Below are 17,523 nucleotides of genomic sequence, written 5' to 3'. Positions count from 1 at the left end.
ACTCGTGACTGTTCGTAGTCGCCGCCCGGCAGGACGATGGCGGCATGGACGGTTTCCTCGACGAGACCCGCGGCGGTGTGAGCGAGCTGCGCGTGCACGGCGTCTCCGGCACGCCCCCCGAGGGCATGCTGAACCACCCCCATCCCCGGATCGTCGCGGGCGACGGCACCACCGGGTTCTACCGGCGCTGGTCGACGGATGGCAGGCCGCACGGCGAGCACGCGGACGTGCCCGGCACCCGCCACCGCGAGGCGTACGCCTGGGGCGGCCTCACCTCCGGCGGCAGGACGATCGCGCTGTGGCTGCTCCTGCTGCCGTTCGCGCTGGCGAACCTGTCGTACTTCATGCTCCCCAGGCCGCCGGGCGGCGCCTGGCTGCGGCACGTGACCGAGGCGGCCCAGCGGCTGTTCGCCCTGCTGCTGACCGGGACGCTCGTCGGGGCCGTCACCCGGGCGAGCGTCGATCTCGTCGGCTGGCAGTGCACCGCCGCCGGCCGGGCCTGCACCTACGACACCGCGCCCGTGTGGGTGCGCTGGCTGGGCGCGCTGTGGGGAAACGAGCCGTCGAAGCGGCTGGCCGTGACCGCCCTGGTCCCGCTGGCGGTCGTCGTGCTGCTGTGGTGGATCGCGCGGCGCACCTGGGAGCGCGACGAGCGTACGGTCCTGCCGCCTGGTCGCACCGCAGGTGACGGCCCGCTGCTGGCCCAGCCGCGGCTGTGGCACGGCGGCGCGCCGGTGTGGCGGCTGCGCGTCGTGCACGTGTGCTTCGCGATAGCGTCGATCGGGCTGGCCGTGGCCGCGCCGTTCGCGGGCACCTCGCTCGGGCTCGCCCTGACCGTCGCGAACGCGGCCGTGCAGCTCGCCGCCGCGCTGCTGGTGGTGCTGCCGTGGATCGCCCGGCGGCTCGACCCGGGCTCGGACGAGGGGATCCCCGGGTGGCTGACGTTCGCCTGCCGCGCCCTGCGGGTGGCCGCGCCGCTGGTGTGCCTGGCCACGCTCGGGGCGGCCTTGGCGGGGATGTCGCCGGGCGCTGCCGGGCGGCAGCTTCCCGGCGTCGGCGTGGGGGCGTTCCAGTTCGCGCTCACGGTAGGGCTCGGGCTGTTCATGCTGGTCACCATGTGCGTGCTGGCCCGGATGGACCGGGCGTCGAGGGAGCCCCGCGCGATGGGCGGGATCGCCGCGTGGTTCGTGCTGATGGTGGCCGCGGGCAGCGCGAACGTGCTGGCGCTCGGCGTGCTCTTCTGGACCGCCACGTTCTTCGGCGTGCCGGGCACCTCGGCCTCGCCCGAGCCGTCCGGCAGGCAGCTCTTCCTCGACGACCCGGTGTGGTGGACGGCCGCGCTGGTGCCGCTGCTGACCGCCGGGTTCGCCGTCCTGGCCGCCGTCCTGTACGCGATCCGGGGCTCCGTCGCCGACCGGCTCACGCCGCAGCTGACCCGCTACTACGGCGAGCGCTACGACGACGAGGTGGCCGCCACGTGGGCACTCGCCTCACTGACCGATCGGGCCGGGCTCGTGCTGGCGGTGTTCACCGGCATCGGCGTGGCCGGGTTCGCCGCGGTGACGGTGATCTACCAGTTCCACCTGTTCACGCCGGAGGGCGGACTGGCGGGGCTGCTCGCCACGCTGGGGAGCTGGGCCATGACGGCGGTCATCGTGGGTCTGGTGCTGCTCGGCCGGCGCACGTACACCGACTCCGGGCTGCGCCGGACGATCGGCATCGTCTGGGACATCTCCACCTTCTGGCCCCGCGCGATCCACCCGCTGGCGCCGCCCTGCTACACCGAGCGGGTCATCCCCGAGCTGATCGACCGCGTGGGCCGGCTCGCCGGGCACCCACGGGACAAGGTCGTCCTCTCCGGGCACAGCCAGGGGAGCGTCATCACCGCCGCCCTGGTGCTGCAGCTCGGCCCCGAGCTGCGGGAGCGGGTCAGCATGCTCACCCACGGGTCGCCGCTGCGCCGCCTGTACGCCGCCTTCTTCCCCGCCTACTTCGGCACCCCGGCGCTGACGGCCGTCCGGGACGCCGTCCCCTGGTACAACCTGTACCGGCTGAGCGACCCCATCGGCGGGCCGGTGTTCGGGCGCGTCGACCCCCTCGCCCCGGCGCCGGACCACCCGAACGGCGTGGACCTGTTCTGCTGGGACCCGATCCGGCCCGGCCCCGGCGAGCCGCTGCCCGAGGCGCGCGGCCACTCCGACTACTGGCTCGACCCGCCGTACGACGAGGCGCTGGCCCGGCTGATCGTCAAGAAGCCCGCCGTCTGACCACCCGGGCCGGTAGGGTTTCGGGCGTTTCCCAACAGCGACGGGGGTGCGTCCGTGAGGTGGGTGCTGTTACTGCTGGTCTCGTCCGTCCTGTGGTGGCTGCCTGCGCCCGCCCAGGCGTCGGCGGGGCGGGTGGCGTTCATCGGGGTGCCGGGGCTGCTCTGGGACGACCTCGACCCGGTCGAGACGCCGCGCCTGTGGCGGCTGGCAGGGGAGAGCGCCATCGGGTCCGTGTCGGTGAAGGCCGTGGGCACCGTGACCTGCCCGTACGACGGGTGGCTGACCGTGTCGGCCGGGGTGCGCTCGGCGGTCGGGCACCGGTGCGGGATGCCGCCCGAGCCGGTCGCGCAGGGCAGCGGCGCTGTGGTCACCGAGCTCCGCGAGCTGCTGCGGCTGCGTGACGGCACCTACGCGGGCACGCTCGGCGCCGCCGTGCACGCCGCCGGACAGTGCACCGCGGCCGTCGGCCCCGGCGCGGCGCTGGCCCTGGCCGACCGGGAGGGCAAGGTCGACCTGTACGCCTCCGAGCCGGCCGGCCTGGCCGACTGGTCACGCTGCCGGGTGCTGGCCGTGGACGTGGACACGCTGGTGAAGCCGTACATCGTGGACGGCAAGCTGCCGCAGGAACCCGAGCTGATCGCGCCGGAGCGGCGGCGCGCCCTGGTCCGCGAGGCCGACGCCCGGGTCGGCGCGGCGCTCGACAAGTTGCCCCCGGACACCGAGGTCGTCCTGGCCGGCATCGGGGACCACGGCTCGGTGCCGCACCTGCGCGTGGCGATGTGGCGCAAGCCGGCTGACGGCGTCGCGGGGCTCTCCGTGGGCACCAACTCGACCAGGCGCGACGACATCACCGTCCTGCCCGACATCACGCCCACGATCCTCACCGCCGCCGGCATCGCGCCGCCCGCCACCGTGATCGGGCTGCCGTGGCGGCTCGGCGACCGCACCACCCCCGGCGATCTGCGCAGGTCCGACCTCAAGGGCACCACCGTGCGCGGCACGACCGGCGTCTTCTTCACCGCCTTCGCCGTCATCCAGGTCGCCTTCTACGCGCTCGCCTACTTCCTGCTGTCCAGGCGCAGGCGCCTCGGCGTCGTCGGCACCGCCGCCATCGTGCTCGCCTGCGTCCCCGTCTCCACGTACGCGGTCAACCTCCTGCCGTGGGAGCGCAGCCCGTACCCGGTGCCGACGCTGATCGGCGGCGTGCTGGCCTGCACGGCGCTCTTCGCGGCGGTCGCGCTCGGCGGCCCGTGGCGGCGCGACCCGCTGGGACCGCCCGCCGCCGTGGCCGCGATCACCGCCACCGTGCTCGTGGGCGACCTGCTGACCGGGACGACGCTGCAGTTCAACAGTTTGATGGGCTACACCGCGGTGGTCGGCGGGCGCTACTACGGGCTGGCGAACATCCCGTTCGCGCTGCTGGCCACCGCCGTGCTCATGGTCACCGCCATCGCCGCCGAGCACCTCGTACGGGCCGGGCGCAGACGGCCGGCCGTGGCCGGCGTGGCGGGGCTCGGCGTGGCCGCGATGCTGCTGGCGGGCTGGCCGGGCGTGGGCAGCGACTTCGGCGGCGTGATCGCGTTCGTGCCGGGCATCGCGGTGACCGCGCTGCTCGTCGCGGGCAAGCGGGTGTCGGTGCTGAAGCTGGGCGCGTTCTGCGTGCTCGGCGGGGTGGCCGTGTCGATCATCGCAGTCCTCGACCACCTGCGGCCGCCCGCGTCGCAGACGCACCTGGGCAGGTTCGTGGGGCAGGTGATCGACGGGACGTTCTGGCCCATGATCGGCCGCAAGCTGGGCGCCATGCTCAGCACCATGCTCTCCCCGAACCTCATGCCGATCGTGCTGGCCGGGCTGGCCTTCCTGCTCTTCGCCGTGCTGCGGCCCGGGCAGATCAGCGCGGGAATCGTGCCGAGGGCGTTCGCGCGGGCGCCCATGCTGCGGGCCGGGCTCGTCGGGGCGCTGGTCAGCGGCGTGGTCGGCATGCTGGTCAACGACTCGGGCACCGCCGTGCTCTCCATGGCGGTGGCGCTGGCCGTGCCGCTGGTGCTGCACGCCGGGGTGCGCTCACCAGGTGAGGAAGAGCTCCTCGGGCGCCCGGTGGATGAGGGTGGCCGCCATGACGACGTCCTCGCCGGCGAGACGTAGGCCGGGCAGCTCGCGTACGAGCAGGTCGAGGGTGATCCTGAGCTGCTCGCGGGCGAGCAGCGCGCCCGGGCAGCCGTGCACGCCGTGGCCGAACGACAGGTGCCGCACCGGCTCCCGGGCGATGTCGAACTCGTCCGGCCGCTCGAACACCGCCTCGTCCCGTCCCGCCGAGCCGTACGAGACGAACACCGTGTCGCCCTCGTCCAGCGCGGTCCCCGCCAGCTCCAGCGGCCTGGTCACCGTGCGGCGGAAGCCCTGCACCGGCGCCTCGAACCTGGCGGCCTCCTCGATGGCCGCGCCCGCCAGGTCCGGCCGCGCGCACAGCAGCTCCCACTGGCGGCGGTCGCGCAGCAGGCGGTGCACGAGGGTGCCGAGCAGCGCGGTGGTGGTGAGGTGGCCGGCCAGCATGACGTTCTGGGCGTTGGCCACGATCTCGTCGCGCTGCTCCGGCGCCGGCTCGCCGGGGCCGGGGGCGAGCCCGCGTGACAGCTCGCCGGTCAGGTTCTCCTGGCTCCTCGATCTGGCGGCGTGCGCGGCCAGCATCCGCCGCAGCGCCGCCACCTCGCGTGCCGCCGCGACCTGCCGCTCCTCCGGCATCGGCGTGAACAGCAGCTCCTCGGCCCGGTTGCCGGCCTGGATCGCGCCGGGGACGTCGGCCGGGTCGAGGCCGAGCAGATGGCCGATCACGGCGGCCGGGAGCGGCCTGGCGTACCCGGCCATCCACTCCACGCGGCCGTCCCCACTCCCAGGGCGCGCGAACGACGCGACCAACTCGCCCGCCGTGGCCCGGATGAACGGCAGCGCCGCCGTCACCCTGGCGGGGGAGAGGCCGCGGGTGAGCGGCCGGCGGTAGCGGGCGTGCGCCTCGCCGTCCGTGCTCAGCACGACCGGCGCGTTGCCGGGCACCCCCGCCAGCTCGGCGAACGCCGCCGGAGCCGGGATCACGTCCGGCCGCAGCGCGCCCTTGGAGGAGAAGTCGTCAGGGCGCGCCAGCACCTCGCGCACGTCGGCGTGCCGGGCCACCAGCCAGGCGTCCAGCTCCTCGACGAACGTCAGCCCCGGCGCGGCGCGGGCCCTGGCGTAGACGGGATACGGGTCGCGGTAGAGCGCCTCTCGATCCACGCGTCCCATGCTCGTAGCAGGGCGGTCGCCCGGCAAGATCTGAAATTTTCTTTTAGTTCACTCTTAAGTCTTGAAAGTTATATCCACGAGCGATTGAGTTCGGTCGTGCAGTCCCTCAGAATCCTGGCCGCCGCGGCCCTGGCGTTAGGCCCCCTGGCCCTGGCCGCCGCCCCCGCGCAGGCCGATCCCGCGACCCCCGCAGAGGACGCGCTCGAAGCGTCGTCCTATCCGCCGCCGTCCACGCTGCTCGCCACCCAAGACCCCGGGCAGAAGCTGGAGACGGCCAAGAGGACCCGGCCGGTGGCGCCGGGCATCTCGCTGACCTCGTTCGACACCTATGACGCGCTCGGCTGGCTGCGCGCCGACGCGGTCACCGCCGACCTCGGCGGCGCGAAGGCCGACTACCTGTTCTCCGGGGAGGTGACCAGGACCGAGCCGCTGTCCGGGTCCGCCAAGCGCGCGCACGCCGTCGCGGCCGTCAACGGCGACTTCTTCGACATCAACAGCTCCGGCGCGGCCCAGGGCGTCGGCGTGCAGGACGGCTCGCTGGTGCAGTCGCCCGTCGCCGGCCACGAGAACGCGGTCGCGGTCACCGGCGACGGCGTCGGCCGGGTGCTCAAGATGTACTTCGAGGGCACCGCCACGCCGGCCGGCGGGTCGCCGATCAAGCTGACCCAGTTCAACCAGATGGTGCAGAGCGGCGGCGTCGGGCTGTTCACGCCCCTGTGGGGCTCCTACACCCGGGCCCGCGCCGTCGAGGGCGCGACGTCCGTCGCCGAGGTCGTCCTGGTGGACGGGGTGGTCTCCGAGGTACGCGCGTCCGCGGGCAGCGGCCCGATCCCCGCCGGCACCACGATCCTGCTCGGCCGCGACGCCGGCGCCACCGCGCTGTCCGCGCTGAAGCCCGGCGACCGGGTCGACGTGAAGTACCAGCCGAAGGCGTCCGACGGCAGCCAGGTCAAGGCGGCCGTCGGCGGCAACCAGCTGCTGGTCAAGGACGGCGTCGTGCAGAACTCCACCGACCCCGCCGCGCACCCCCGCACCGCCGTCGGGTTCTCCGCCGACGGCAGGAAGATGTACCTGCTCACCGTGGACGGCCGCCAGGCCGACAGCCGCGGCGTCACGCTCAACGAGCTCGCCGCCATGATGGTCGACCTCGGTGCCGCCAACGCGCTCAACCTCGACGGCGGCGGCTCCTCCACCATGCTCGCCCGCGAGCCCGGCTCCGCCGACGTGCAGGTCGAGAACAGCCCCTCCGACGGCGGCGAGCGGCACGTCCCCAACGGCCTCGCGCTCTACGCGCCCGAGGGCAGCGGCAAGCTCAAGGGCTTCTGGCTGGAGACCGCGACCGACCCCGCCAAGGCCCCCGGAGTCGCTCCGATCGCCGGCGGCCGCCCCGACCGCGTCTTCCCGGGCCTCACCAGGCGGCTGACCGCCGCCGGATACGACGAGACGTACGGCCCCGCCGCGGGCACCCCGTCGTGGCGGGCGAACCCGGCGGTGCACGGCGTCATCCGCGACGGCAGGTTCCACGCGCTGGTGCCCGGCCAGACCACCGTCACCGCCTCGCGCGGCGGCGCGAAGGGCACCATCGACCTCACCGTCCTGCAGCCGCTCGAGCGGCTCGGCACCACCGCCGACCGGCTCGGGCTGGCCGGCGCGGACGCGCCAGGAGCGTCCGGGGCCACGTTCGGCGTGGTCGGCTACGACCGCAACGGCAACTCCGCGCCCGTCGAGCCCTCCGACGTCACGCTCGACTACGACAAGAGCATGTTCGAGGTGACCCCCGCCGAGCAGGGCTACTTCTCCGTCAAGGCCAGGAAGGCCCCCGCGTCCGGGCTGATCACCGCCAAGGTCGGCAGGATCGGCACCGCCGTGCCGGTGACGGTCGGGTTCGAGGAGAAGCCGGTCGCCGACTTCGAGGACGCGGCCAAGTGGACGTTCGCCGCCGCCCGCGCCACCGGCTCGCTGTCGGCCGCGCCGGGGCAGAGCGGCGGCGGCCTCAAGCTGTCGTACGACTTCACCACCTCGACCGCGACCCGGGCCGCGTACGCCAGCCCGCCGCAGCAGATCGTGATCGACGGCCAGCCGCAGGCGTTCGGGCTCTGGATCAACTCCACCGGCAAGGGCGAGTGGCCGAGCCTGGAGTTCTACGACGCGCTCGGCCAGTCGCAGATCCTGCGCGGGCCGTACATGACGTGGACCGGGTGGAAGTACGTCGAGTTCACCGTGCCGCCCGGCGTGAACTACCCGCTCAAGCTCCGCCGCTTCTACGTGGCCGAGACCAAGGCGGACGCGAAGTACACCAACGAGATCCTCATCGACGGCCTGGTCGCGAAGGTGCCGCCGTCGGTCGCCGCGCCCGCCGCGCCCAGGATCGCCGATCCGGTGGTCAAGGCGGACGTGGCCAGGATGCCGTGGCGCTTCGCGGTCATGTCGGACGCGCAGTTCGTGGCCAGGGACCCGGACAGCGACATCGTCAAGAACGCCCGCCGCACGCTGCGCGAGATCAAGGCCGCCAAGCCGGACTTCCTGCTGATCAACGGCGACCTGGTGGACGAGGCCTCGCCGGAGGACTTCGCGCTGGCCAAGAAGATCCTCGACGAGGAGCTGGGTGGAACCCTGGAATATCACTACATTCCCGGCAACCACGAGGTCATGGGCGGCAAGATCGACAACTTCAAGGCCGTCTTCGGTGACACGTACGGGACCTTCGACCACAAGGGGACCCGCTTCATCACGCTGGACACCTCGCGCCTGAACCTGCGCGGCGGCGGCTACGACCAGGTGGCCATGCTCCGCTCCCAGCTCGACAAGGCGGCCGCCGACCCGTCGGTGGGTTCGGTCGCGGTCCTGTTCCACGTCCCGCCGCGCGACCCGACGCCCGGCAAGGGCAGCCAGCTCGGCGACCGCAAGGAGGCGGCGCTGGTCGAAGGCTGGCTGGCCGACTTCCAGCGCACCACCGGCAAGGGCGCCGCGTACATCGGGGCGCACGTGGGGACCTTCCACGCCTCGCACGTGGACGCGGTGCCGTACTTCATCAACGGCAACTCCGGCAAGAATCCGGCCACCCCGGCCGACGACGGCGGGTTCACCGGGTGGTCGCTGTGGGGCGTCGATCCGGTGACGCCCGCGGAGGCGGAGCACGTCCGGCGCAACTGGTTCGCGGACGCGCCGGACTGGATCGGCACGCAGGTCCGGCCGCACGTGGACGACCTCGTGCTCACCGCGCCCGCCACGGTCGCCGTCGGCGCGCCCGGCACGGTGACGGCGGCGGTCAAGCAGGGGGCCCGTACGGTTCCCGCGGCCTACCCGGTCTCGGCGGCCTGGTCCGGCTCCCCGAACCTGCACATCGGCACCCGCCAGACGGCCAAGCCGTGGCACGTGGCCGTCTTCGACCCCGCCACGGGGACGCTGACGGCGCTGCGGCAGGGCCAGGTCACGCTGGCCGTGACGGTGAGCGGCGTCACGCGGCAGGCCGCCGTGGCGCTGACCGCCAAGGCCGCCGCCTGACGGGCACGTGAGGTAGCGAGCGCACGACGCCAGGGTCCGGCGTCGTGCGCTCGTCCCGTACCAGGAGCGGGAAGACCTGCGCCCGCCCTCAGAGCTCGGAGATGATCTGCTGCCGCTTCGCGGCGTACTCGGCGTCGGTGATCGCCCCGGTCCCGCGGAGCGCCTCCAGCTCCTCCAGACGCTGTGCGGCGGAGCGCTCAGGCGGCGGGAACCCTGGCGCGGCGGCGGCCGGCGGCCGATCGGCGGCCCGGCGCACCACGTCCTGGATCCGCTGCCGCAGCTCCGGGTCGGAGCGCATGTCCAGCATGCCCTTCAGGGGGATGCCGGCGGCCTTGAGGATCTGCAGGATCTCCATCAGCGGGCCGGCCTGCCCGCTCAGGTCGTAGGTCCTGCCGTCCTCCTCCACCGTGAACCGCGCCGGCACCAGCCCGTTCACCAGAGCGCTCCGGTCCCAGTCGATCAGGTGCTGCTTCGTGGCCGGATCGACGAGGACGACGAGCTTGCGCGCGGTGAAGTTGCCCATCCGCGTCACACTGGCGAGCACGCGGTCCTGGGTGTCGAACGCGAACCCCGGTCCCGCGATGTGCAGGCCGAGCCTGATCAGCGGTTGGTCGTTGACCCTCGTGCCGGTCTCCGACATGCCCGTGATCTGGGCGAGCGCCAGAACGCCGTTCCGCTCCAGGGCGGCGACCCTGGCAGCCAGCTTCGCGCCAGACCTGGCCAGCGCCAGTGCGATCAGCACGTCGGCCACCGTGACCAGTAGCCCGATCGTGAGCAGCCATTGGACGTGTTCGCGGCTCCCCGCGCTCATCCCGAGATACACGAACAGGAAAATGGGCCCGACCAGCCCGCCACAGAGCAAGACCAGCAGTTGTGACTTCACATAACGCCAGAACATCGGCTTGCTCCAGTCATGGGGCAGTGGGTCGCGTGCCAGGGTAACGACACGTGATCTCGGCCTGGGCTCCATTTGGCGAAGAACGTCATACGACCGGATCGCGCCTCAGCCCCTTCCCCGCAGGCGCTTGCCGACATCTGGCACCCCGTGACACACTCGCCCCGGATTCCCCGACGAGGGAGGGTTCACCAGGTGCAGATGGATGGGGAGCTCCGCGAGCGGCTCGCCGACATGATCGCCAAGGCCGCCGACGGGGCGGTCGACCCGGGCGAGGTGCTGTCCGGGCGGGCCCGGCTGAGCGATCTCGGCGTCACCTCGCTGGCTTATCTGCGGCTGATCGACGCCGTGGAGGCCGAGTTCGGGGTGGAGCTCGATCCGGCCGCCGTCGACAATCTGGACGCGCTGGTGGACTACGTACGGCTGCACGGGTGAAGCCGCCGGTGCGCGGACGCGTCCGCCTTCACAGGACCTCCCGCAACACCCCGAAGGCCTCCGCGTGAGCGACACCGATCTCCGCCCCGCGCAACGTGGCCAGCGCCGTCACCGCCTCCTCGCTCCTGATGTGCGGCGCGGGCCGGTGCTGGCTCTTGTACGCCCGCAGCGCCTTCAGCTTCGCGTCCATGTGCGCGGAGATGTCGCAGTACGCGGTCGAGCGGGGCATCGGCTCGGACGCCCACTGGATCTTCGACATCTCGTACGTGAGGACGCTCGGCACCAGCCACCTGCCGGACTGCTGCGCGATCGGCCGGGCGGCGGCGAACCCGGCGTCGAAGACGGCGATGTGGTCCTGGTCGTGGTCGGCGAAGCCGGGCAGCAGCAGCAGGTCGGGCCGCCGCTCGTTCAGCGCCTGCTCGAAGAGGCCGACCAGTTCCCTGCGCGGCAGCGTGTCGAGCCGCTCGGTCAGTCCGGCGTCCCCGTACGCGATCTCGAAGGTGAAGCCGAGCAGGTCCCGCACGGCCTCGATCTCCTGCAGCCGCTGCGGGTAGGTCGTGGCCCCGTCCAGCCCGTAGTGGCGCAGGCCGTCCACCGCGAGATACAGGACGTGCACCTCGGCCCCGGCCCCGGCCTGCGCGGCCATCAGCCCGGCGCAGCCCAGGACCTCGTCGTCGGCGTGGGGGGAGATCACCAGGACGCGGTCAAAGCGGCGCATTCACTGCCCTTCGGTTCTCCCAGGCGCGGTAGTAGCCGGCGGTGCAGGCCCCTTGGTCGCTTAGCCCGGATTGAAACAGTTTTCGTGGTTCTTGTCACCTATGGCCACAATTTGCACCAGGGCGTGTGAAGCCTCGCCCTCGGGGGGTAACACGGCTACGTTGACCTTGGGAGACGCCTTGGGAGACGCCTTGGGAGACCTCGCCGATGTCCATTGAGCTCGACCTCCTGCCCAGCGGCTTCGTGCGGGCCATCGAGGAGATGGCGCTGGTGGACCACCACGTGCACGGCGCCACGTCGCACGACCTGTCACGCAAGGCGTTCGAGGAGATGATCACCGAGTCCGACCGGCCGGTGCCCTCGTGGATGACCCAGTTCGACTCCCAGCTCGGCCACGCCATCCTGCGCCACTGCGCGCCGGTGCTCGGGCTCGAGCCGTTCTGCACGCCGGAGGAGTACCTCGCCAGGCGCGCGAGGCTCGGCGCCGCCGAGACGAACCGGCTGCTGCTGGCCGCCGCCGGCATCGGGCACTTCCTCGTCGAGACCGGCTACCGGAGCGAGGAGCTGCTGGGCCCCTCCGGCATGGCCGAGGCGAGCGGCGTGCCCGCCGACGAGATCGTGCGGCTGGAGAGCGTGGCCGAACGGGTGGCCGCCGCCGGGTGCGAGGCGGGCGCGTTCGCCGATCGGTTCGCCGAGGCGCTATGGGAGCGCACGCGTACGGCGCGCGGCCTCAAGAGCGTCGTCGCCTACCGGTACGGGCTCGACTTCGACCCCGCGCCGCCCGCGCGCGAGGAGGTCGCGGAGGCCGCCGGGCGCTGGCTGGCGGCGGGCGGCGGCCGGCTGACGGACCCCGTGCTGCTGCGCCACCTCATCTGGACGGGGCTGGAGCGCGGGCTGCCGCTCCAGTTCCACATCGGGTTCGGCGATCCGGACGTGGACCTGCGCCGGTCGGACCCGCTGCTGCTGCGCGGGCTGATCGAGCTGGCCGAGCCGACCGGGGTGCCGCTGCTGCTGCTGCACTGCTACCCGTACCAGCGGGGGGCGGGGTTCCTGGCGCACGCGTACCCGAACGTCTTCTTCGACGTGGGGCTGGCGGTGAGCCACACGGGGGCGCGCAGTGCGGCCGTGGTGGCCGAGAGCCTGGAGGTGGCGCCGTTCGCGAAGATCCTCTTCTCGTCCGACGCCTTCGGGCCCGCCGAGCTGCACCACCTCGGGGCGCTGCTGTGGCGGCGGGCGATGGCGCGGGTGCTGGGCGGATTCGTGGCCGAGGGGGAGTGGTCGGTGGAGCAGGCCATGCGGGTGGCCTTCATGGTGGGCGCCGGGAACGCGCGCCGCGTCTACGACCTGGGGGACGCATGAGCGCGGGCCTGCCGCTGTCCCGGACAAGCGGACAGAAAACTCATCGGTGACGAAACCGGCTGGAACCTCTAGGCTCGGCCATGATGGATCTCCAAACTTTCGCCCCCGGTTCAGGACTGCTCGAACCCAGGGCCGCACTCCGCTCAGACGCGCCCGCACTCGACCTCAACGGGATGTGGCGCTTCCGTTTCTCACAAAACGTGAACGTTCACGAGGACTTCGCCGAGCCGTCCTTCGACGACTCGGACTGGGACTCGCTCCCGGTCCCGTCGCACTGGAATCTCCACGGCCACGGCGCGCCCGCGTACACGAACGTCGACTTCCCCATCCCGATCGACCCGCCCCGGGTCCCCGACGAGAACCCGACCGGCGACTACCGGCGCGTCTTCGACCTGCCTGAGGGCTGGACGGGCGGCCGGCTGCGGTTCGAGGGCGCCGAGTCCTTCGCCAGGGTCTGGCTCAACGGCCACGAGCTCGGCTTCTGGACCGGCAGCAGGCTGCCCGCCGAGTTCGACGCGGGCCCGTACCTCCGTCCCGGGCGCAACGTGCTCGCCGTCCGCGTGCACCAGTGGTCGGCGGCCACGTACCTGGAGGACCAGGACATGTGGTGGCTGCCGGGCATCTTCCGGGACGTCACGCTCACCCGCTCCACCGCCGACGTCTTCGTGCGCGCCTCCTACGCCGACGGCCGGGGCACGCTCAGCTTCGAGGGCGACGGGACGCTGAGCGTCCCCGAGCTCGGCGTCGCCGACCTCGCGCCCGGGGCCGAGGTGTCGGTGGAGGTGGAGCCGTGGACGGCCGAGACGCCCCGCCTGTACGACGCCGTCGTGACGTTCCCGGAGGAGACGGTACGGCTGCGCATCGGCTTCCGCACGATCTCCATCGTCGACGGCGTGCTGCTCGCCAACGGCCGCCCGCTGCTGTTCAAGGGCGTGAACCGGCACGAGTTCCACCCGGAGCACGGCCGGGCGGTCCCGTACGAGACGATGCGCGAGGACGTGCTGCTGATGAAGCGGCACAACGTCAACGCCGTCAGGACCAGCCACTACCCGCCCCACCCCGACTTCCTCGACCTCTGCGACGAGCTGGGCCTGTGGGTGATCGACGAGTGCGACCTCGAGACGCACGGCTTCGGCGAGGTCGGCTGGCGCGCCAACCCCACCGACGACCCGCGCTACGCCGACGCGCTGCTCGACCGCATGCGCCGCATGGTCGAACGCGACAAGAACCACCCCAGCGTCATCATGTGGTCGCTCGGCAACGAGGCGGGCGTCGGCCGCAACCTCGCCATCATGGCGGACTGGACCCGTGCGCGCGACTCGTCCCGGCCGATCCACTACGAAGGGGACCGGTCGTGCGCGCACACGGACGTGTATTCGCGCATGTACGCCTCCCACGCCGAGGTCGAGGCCATCGGGCGGCGCGAGGAGGCCCCCCTCGACGACCCCGCGCTGGACGCGCGCCGGCGGGCGATGCCGTTCATGCAGTGCGAGTACGCCCACGCCATGGGCAACGGGCCCGGCGGGCTGGCCGAGTACCAGGAGCTGTTCGAGCGGTATCCGCGGCTGGCCGGCGGGTTCATCTGGGAGTGGATCGACCACGGGCTGGCGCACCCCACGTACGAGTACGCGTACGGGGGTGACTACGGGGAGCCCGTGCACGACTCGAACTTCGTGATCGACGGGCTGGTCTTCCCCGACCGCACGCCGTCGCCCGGGCTGCACGACCTGAAGAAGGTGTTCGAGCCGGTCCGCTTCGAGTTCGGGGACGGCGTGGTGCGGGTCGTCAACGGCCACGGCTTCCGTGACCTGTCGCACCTGGAGTTCGTCGCCACCATCGAGGCGGACGGGGATACGGTGGCCGAGCACCGGCTGGCGGTGCCCGCCGAGGGCGGCGAGGTCAAGCTGCCCCCGCCGCCCGCTGGGGACGGGGAGCCGTGGGTGACCGTGCGCGCCGTACTGGCCGCCGACCAGCCGTGGGCCGCGGCCGGGCACGAGGTCGCCTGGGGCCAGGCGCCCCTCGAGCTCTTCCCCTCTCCCGTGGCACCCGCCACCCCCGCCGCGGGGGACGCTCCGGTGCGGGCTGTCCTGGACGGCCGGGAGCACCACGTGCTGGGCGGCGCGGCGTTCGACGCGGCCACCGGCAGGCTCGTGCGGCTGTTCGGGACGGAGGTCGAAGGGCCGCGGCTCGACCTGTGGCGGGCGCCGACCGACAACGACACCTACGGCGGGCTGGCCGGCACCTGGCGGCGGCTCGGCCTGCACCGGCTCACCCACCGCGTGGACGCGGTCGAGGCCGGCGACGGGCTGACCGTCCGCACCCGGGTGGCGCCCGCCGCGACCGACCTCGGCATGCGGGCCACGTACACCTGGGCGGCTGTGGGCGGCGGCCTGGAGCTGACGGTGGACATCGAGCCGGAGGGCGACTGGGCCGATCCGATCCCGCGCCTCGGGCTGAACATGACGTTGCCCGTCGGCACGGTCGAGCACGTCACCTGGTTCGGCAGGGGACCGGGCGAGGCGTACCCGGACACCGGGATGTCCGCGCGGGTCGGCCGCTGGCGGGCGAGCATCGACGAGCTCCAGACCCCGTACGTGTTCCCGCAGGAGAACGGCCACCGGGCGGACGTGCGATGGGCCGACTTCGGCGCCTTCAAGGTGCGCGGGTACCCGGTGTTCGGCCTGACCGCGCGCCCGTGGAGCGTGGCCGAGCTGGACCGGGCCCGGCACCGGCCCGACCTGGTGCCGGGCGACCGCCTGCACATCGGCCTGGACCTGGCCCAGCAGGGCATCGGCACCGCCACCTGCGGTCCCGGCGCCCTTCCCGCCTACGACCTCCGGGCCGGGCGGACGACGTTCAGGCTCAGGTTCGAGCCCAGCTGACGGGCGGCGGCGACCGGCTCGCGCCCTTGACGGGGAACGGGCCGGTCGCGACACCGACCGGCTCGCGCCCTTGACGGGGAACGAGCCGGTCGCGACACCGACCGGCTCGCGCCCTTGACGGGGAACGGGCCGGTCACGGCACCGACCGGCTCGCGCCCCTGGCGGGGAACGAGCCGGTCGCGGCACCGTTCATCTGTGCGGGTCAGGCGGGCACGGTGAGGATCGTGCCCGCGCCGACCGTCAGCCCGCCCTCGCGGATCGCGAAGCCGAGCCCGGGCTCCAGCGCCACCGCCTTGCCCAGCTCGACCAGCACGTCCACGGTGTCACCCGGCCGGGCGACCAGCTCGGCGCCGTCCGCGGCGGACGGCAGCGTCATCTCGCCGGGCACGTCCGTCGTCCGCAGGTAGAACTGCGGCCGGTACCCGGACGCGATCGGCTTGCGCCGCCCGCCCTCCTCCGCGGTCAGCAGGTAGACGCGGGCGGTGAAGGAGCGATGGGCCCGCTGGCTGCCGGGCGCCGCCAGCACCATGCCGCGCCGCACCTGCTCGCGCCGGACCCCGCGCAGCAGCACGGCCGCGTTGTCGCCGGCCTCGCCCCGCTCCATCGTCTTGCCGAACGTCTCCACGCCCGTCACGACGGCCCCGAACCCGTCACCGAACCCGATCGCCTCCACCGTGTCACCGACCCGGACCGTGCCGCGCTCGATGGCCCCGGTGACGACCGTGCCCCGGCCGGTGACCGTGAGCACGTTCTCGACCGGCATGAGGAACGGCGCGTCCACGTACCGCACCGGCACGGGGATGTGCTCGTCCACCGCCTGGAGCAGCGCCTCGATCGAGGCCGTCCAGACCGGGTCGCCCTCCAGCGCCCGCAGCCCGGACACCCGCACCATCGGGACGCCGGTGTAGCCGTGCTCGGTCAGCAGGTCCTGCAGCTCCAGCTCGACCAGGTCGGTCAGCTCCGGGTCCGCGCCGTCGGCCTTGTTGACGGCCACGACCAGGTGCTCGACCCCGACCCGGCGGGCGAGCAGCACGTGCTCCCGGGTCTGCGGCATGATCCCGTCGTGCGCGGACACGACGAGGATCGCGCCGTCGAGCTGCGCCGCACCCGTGATCATGTTCTTCACGTAGTCGGCGTGGCCGGGCATGTCCACGTGGGCGTAGTGGCGGGTGGCGGTCTCGTACTCGACGTGCGAGATGTTGATCGTGATCCCCCGCTGCGCCTCCTCGGGCGTGCGGTCGATCCGCTCGAACGGCGTGTACGTGGCCTGCCCCCGCTCCGCCAGCACCTTCGTGATGGCCGCGGTCAGCGTGGTCTTCCCGTGATCGACATGCCCCATCGTGCCGATGTTGAGGTGGGGCTTGTTCCGTACGTAGGCCTGCTTGGCCATGGTCCCTTCCTGACTTGCCTGGAAATTTCGTGACCCGTTCGGGCCGACAACCTCTCCCCGCCGGGTCACCTCGGGACGTACGGGAAGAGGTCAGCGCTCCAGGCCGTCGCAGACACGCTCAAGCACACCCGGCACCGCGGGCGTGGCGAGGAGAGCGTGCAGGAACATGCCGTACATAGTGCTGCCACCAGCACGGAACCGCAACGGAATATTCCCCCGCCGGATCTGTCCCCCGGGCGGACCGGACCGATCAGGAATGGAGAAGCGGGCCCACGGCCCCGCTGCCTACCGTTGGCGACATGGCACAGAACCAGCAAGCACGTGGCCGCGCGGCACGCGAGCCCGGCACGCCCGGGGCGCTGTCACGGTGGGTGCAGCGGAAGGTGAACGCCCGCATGAACCGCAAGATCCGGCGCGGCCGCGGCACGTTCATGGGCATGGACGTGCTCATCCTGAACACGGTGGGCCGGCGGAGCGGGCAGCCGCGCCAGACGCCTGTGGCGTGGTTCGCCGACGGCGCGGACGCCTGGCTGATCGTCGCATCGGGCGGTGGCAGCCGGCACCCGGACTGGCACGCCAACCTGATGGCGCACCCCGACCGGGCGTCGATCGAGCTGCCCGGCCGCGCCGCCATGCCGGTGACGCCGCACCGGCTCGACGGCGCCGACCATGAGCAGGCCTGGCAGCGCATCGCCGCCGCCCAGCCCCGCATCGCGAAGTACCAGAGCAAGTCCGACCGCGAGTATCCGGTGATCCGACTCACGCCGCGGTGACGCGGTTCGCCCGTAGAATCCCCAT

At 72.9% G+C, this 17,523-nt stretch carries 11 protein-coding genes; 7 read left to right on the top strand and 4 right to left on the bottom strand.

Translation table 11 applies throughout. The annotated features are described in order from the left end of the window. Nucleotides 1-44: 44 nt before the first annotated feature. Nucleotides 45-2,267 carry a hypothetical protein gene (locus tag AB0H84_RS38870; RefSeq protein WP_357616143.1) on the top strand — a complete coding sequence of 741 codons (2,223 nt, stop codon included), beginning with the start codon at nt 45-47 and terminating at the stop codon, nt 2,265-2,267. A gap of 54 nt (nt 2,268-2,321) precedes the next feature. After that, nucleotides 2,322-4,412, top strand: coding sequence for a hypothetical protein (locus AB0H84_RS38865; RefSeq protein ID WP_357616141.1), 2,091 nt, complete (start codon nt 2,322-2,324; stop codon nt 4,410-4,412). On the opposite strand, the gene AB0H84_RS38860 is transcribed toward AB0H84_RS38865, so the two are convergent. Then, nucleotides 4,332-5,543: a cytochrome P450 gene (locus AB0H84_RS38860; RefSeq protein ID WP_357616138.1), complete on the bottom strand. Its 1,212-nt coding sequence runs from the start codon at nt 5,541-5,543 to the stop codon at nt 4,332-4,334. The two genes, AB0H84_RS38865 and AB0H84_RS38860, sit on opposite strands and share 81 nt — an antisense overlap. A gap of 96 nt (nt 5,544-5,639) precedes the next feature. Between AB0H84_RS38860 and AB0H84_RS38855 the strand changes: the two genes are divergently transcribed. Next, entirely contained in the window at nt 5,640-9,047 is a 3,408-nt protein-coding gene (locus AB0H84_RS38855) for a phosphodiester glycosidase family protein (RefSeq protein WP_357616136.1), read from the top strand. 88 nt (nt 9,048-9,135) lie between these two features. Here AB0H84_RS38855 and AB0H84_RS38850 read toward each other — a convergent pair whose 3' ends face one another. Beyond that, complete coding sequence (locus AB0H84_RS38850; RefSeq protein ID WP_357616133.1) at nt 9,136-9,945, bottom strand: SHOCT domain-containing protein; 810 nt, start codon at nt 9,943-9,945, stop codon at nt 9,136-9,138. Nucleotides 9,946-10,143: 198 nt separating this feature from the next. Here AB0H84_RS38850 and AB0H84_RS38845 point away from each other — a divergent pair, with 198 nt between their 5' ends. Next, complete coding sequence (locus AB0H84_RS38845; protein ID WP_357616288.1) at nt 10,144-10,377, top strand: acyl carrier protein; 234 nt, start codon at nt 10,144-10,146, stop codon at nt 10,375-10,377. Nucleotides 10,378-10,405: 28 nt separating this feature from the next. On the opposite strand, the gene AB0H84_RS38840 is transcribed toward AB0H84_RS38845, so the two are convergent. Continuing rightward, nucleotides 10,406-11,095 carry a PIG-L family deacetylase gene (locus AB0H84_RS38840; protein WP_357616130.1) on the bottom strand — a complete coding sequence of 230 codons (690 nt, stop codon included), beginning with the start codon at nt 11,093-11,095 and terminating at the stop codon, nt 10,406-10,408. Between the two features lie 206 nt (nt 11,096-11,301). Between AB0H84_RS38840 and AB0H84_RS38835 the strand changes: the two genes are divergently transcribed. Together AB0H84_RS38835 and AB0H84_RS38830 are read left to right on the top strand one after the other, a co-directional pair. Beyond that, a complete protein-coding gene (locus AB0H84_RS38835; RefSeq protein WP_357616127.1) occupies nt 11,302-12,453 on the top strand; it encodes an amidohydrolase family protein in 1,152 nt (383 codons plus the stop codon). 80 nt (nt 12,454-12,533) lie between these two features. Further along, entirely contained in the window at nt 12,534-15,335 is a 2,802-nt protein-coding gene (locus AB0H84_RS38830; RefSeq protein WP_357616125.1) for a glycoside hydrolase family 2 TIM barrel-domain containing protein, read from the top strand. Nucleotides 15,336-15,537: 202 nt separating this feature from the next. Here the strand turns inward: AB0H84_RS38830 and tuf are convergent, their stop codons facing one another. After that, nucleotides 15,538-16,725 (bottom strand): elongation factor Tu, encoded by a 1,188-nt coding sequence (tuf, locus tag AB0H84_RS38825; RefSeq protein ID WP_357616122.1) that lies wholly within the window; start codon nt 16,723-16,725, stop codon nt 15,538-15,540. Nucleotides 16,726-17,024: 299 nt separating this feature from the next. On the opposite strand from tuf, the gene AB0H84_RS38820 reads away from it, so the two are divergent. After that, a complete protein-coding gene (locus AB0H84_RS38820) occupies nt 17,025-17,498 on the top strand; it encodes a nitroreductase family deazaflavin-dependent oxidoreductase (protein ID WP_357616120.1) in 474 nt (157 codons plus the stop codon). The last annotated feature ends 25 nt before the right edge of the window (nt 17,499-17,523 follow it).

The sequence above is a fragment of the Nonomuraea sp. NPDC050786 genome, from assembly GCF_040654115.1.
Lineage (GTDB): Bacteria > Actinomycetota > Actinomycetes > Streptosporangiales > Streptosporangiaceae > Nonomuraea.
This window is presented reverse-complemented; position numbering and strand designations above follow the sequence as displayed.

What these genes read in the sequence shown, in the direction of transcription:
- tuf (WP_357616122.1), bottom strand. Translation starts at nt 16,725, where the DNA reads ATGGCCAAGCAGGCCTACGTACGGAACAAGCCCCACCTCAACATCGGC.
- AB0H84_RS38860 (WP_357616138.1), bottom strand. Translation starts at nt 5,543, where the DNA reads ATGGGACGCGTGGATCGAGAGGCGCTCTACCGCGACCCGTATCCCGTC.
- AB0H84_RS38820 (WP_357616120.1), top strand. Translation starts at nt 17,025, where the DNA reads ATGGCACAGAACCAGCAAGCACGTGGCCGCGCGGCACGCGAGCCCGGC.
- AB0H84_RS38835 (WP_357616127.1), top strand. Translation starts at nt 11,302, where the DNA reads ATGTCCATTGAGCTCGACCTCCTGCCCAGCGGCTTCGTGCGGGCCATC.
- AB0H84_RS38870 (WP_357616143.1), top strand. Translation starts at nt 45, where the DNA reads ATGGACGGTTTCCTCGACGAGACCCGCGGCGGTGTGAGCGAGCTGCGC.
- AB0H84_RS38850 (WP_357616133.1), bottom strand. Translation starts at nt 9,945, where the DNA reads ATGTTCTGGCGTTATGTGAAGTCACAACTGCTGGTCTTGCTCTGTGGC.
- AB0H84_RS38845 (WP_357616288.1), top strand. Translation starts at nt 10,144, where the DNA reads ATGGATGGGGAGCTCCGCGAGCGGCTCGCCGACATGATCGCCAAGGCC.
- AB0H84_RS38840 (WP_357616130.1), bottom strand. Translation starts at nt 11,095, where the DNA reads ATGCGCCGCTTTGACCGCGTCCTGGTGATCTCCCCCCACGCCGACGAC.
- AB0H84_RS38830 (WP_357616125.1), top strand. Translation starts at nt 12,534, where the DNA reads ATGATGGATCTCCAAACTTTCGCCCCCGGTTCAGGACTGCTCGAACCC.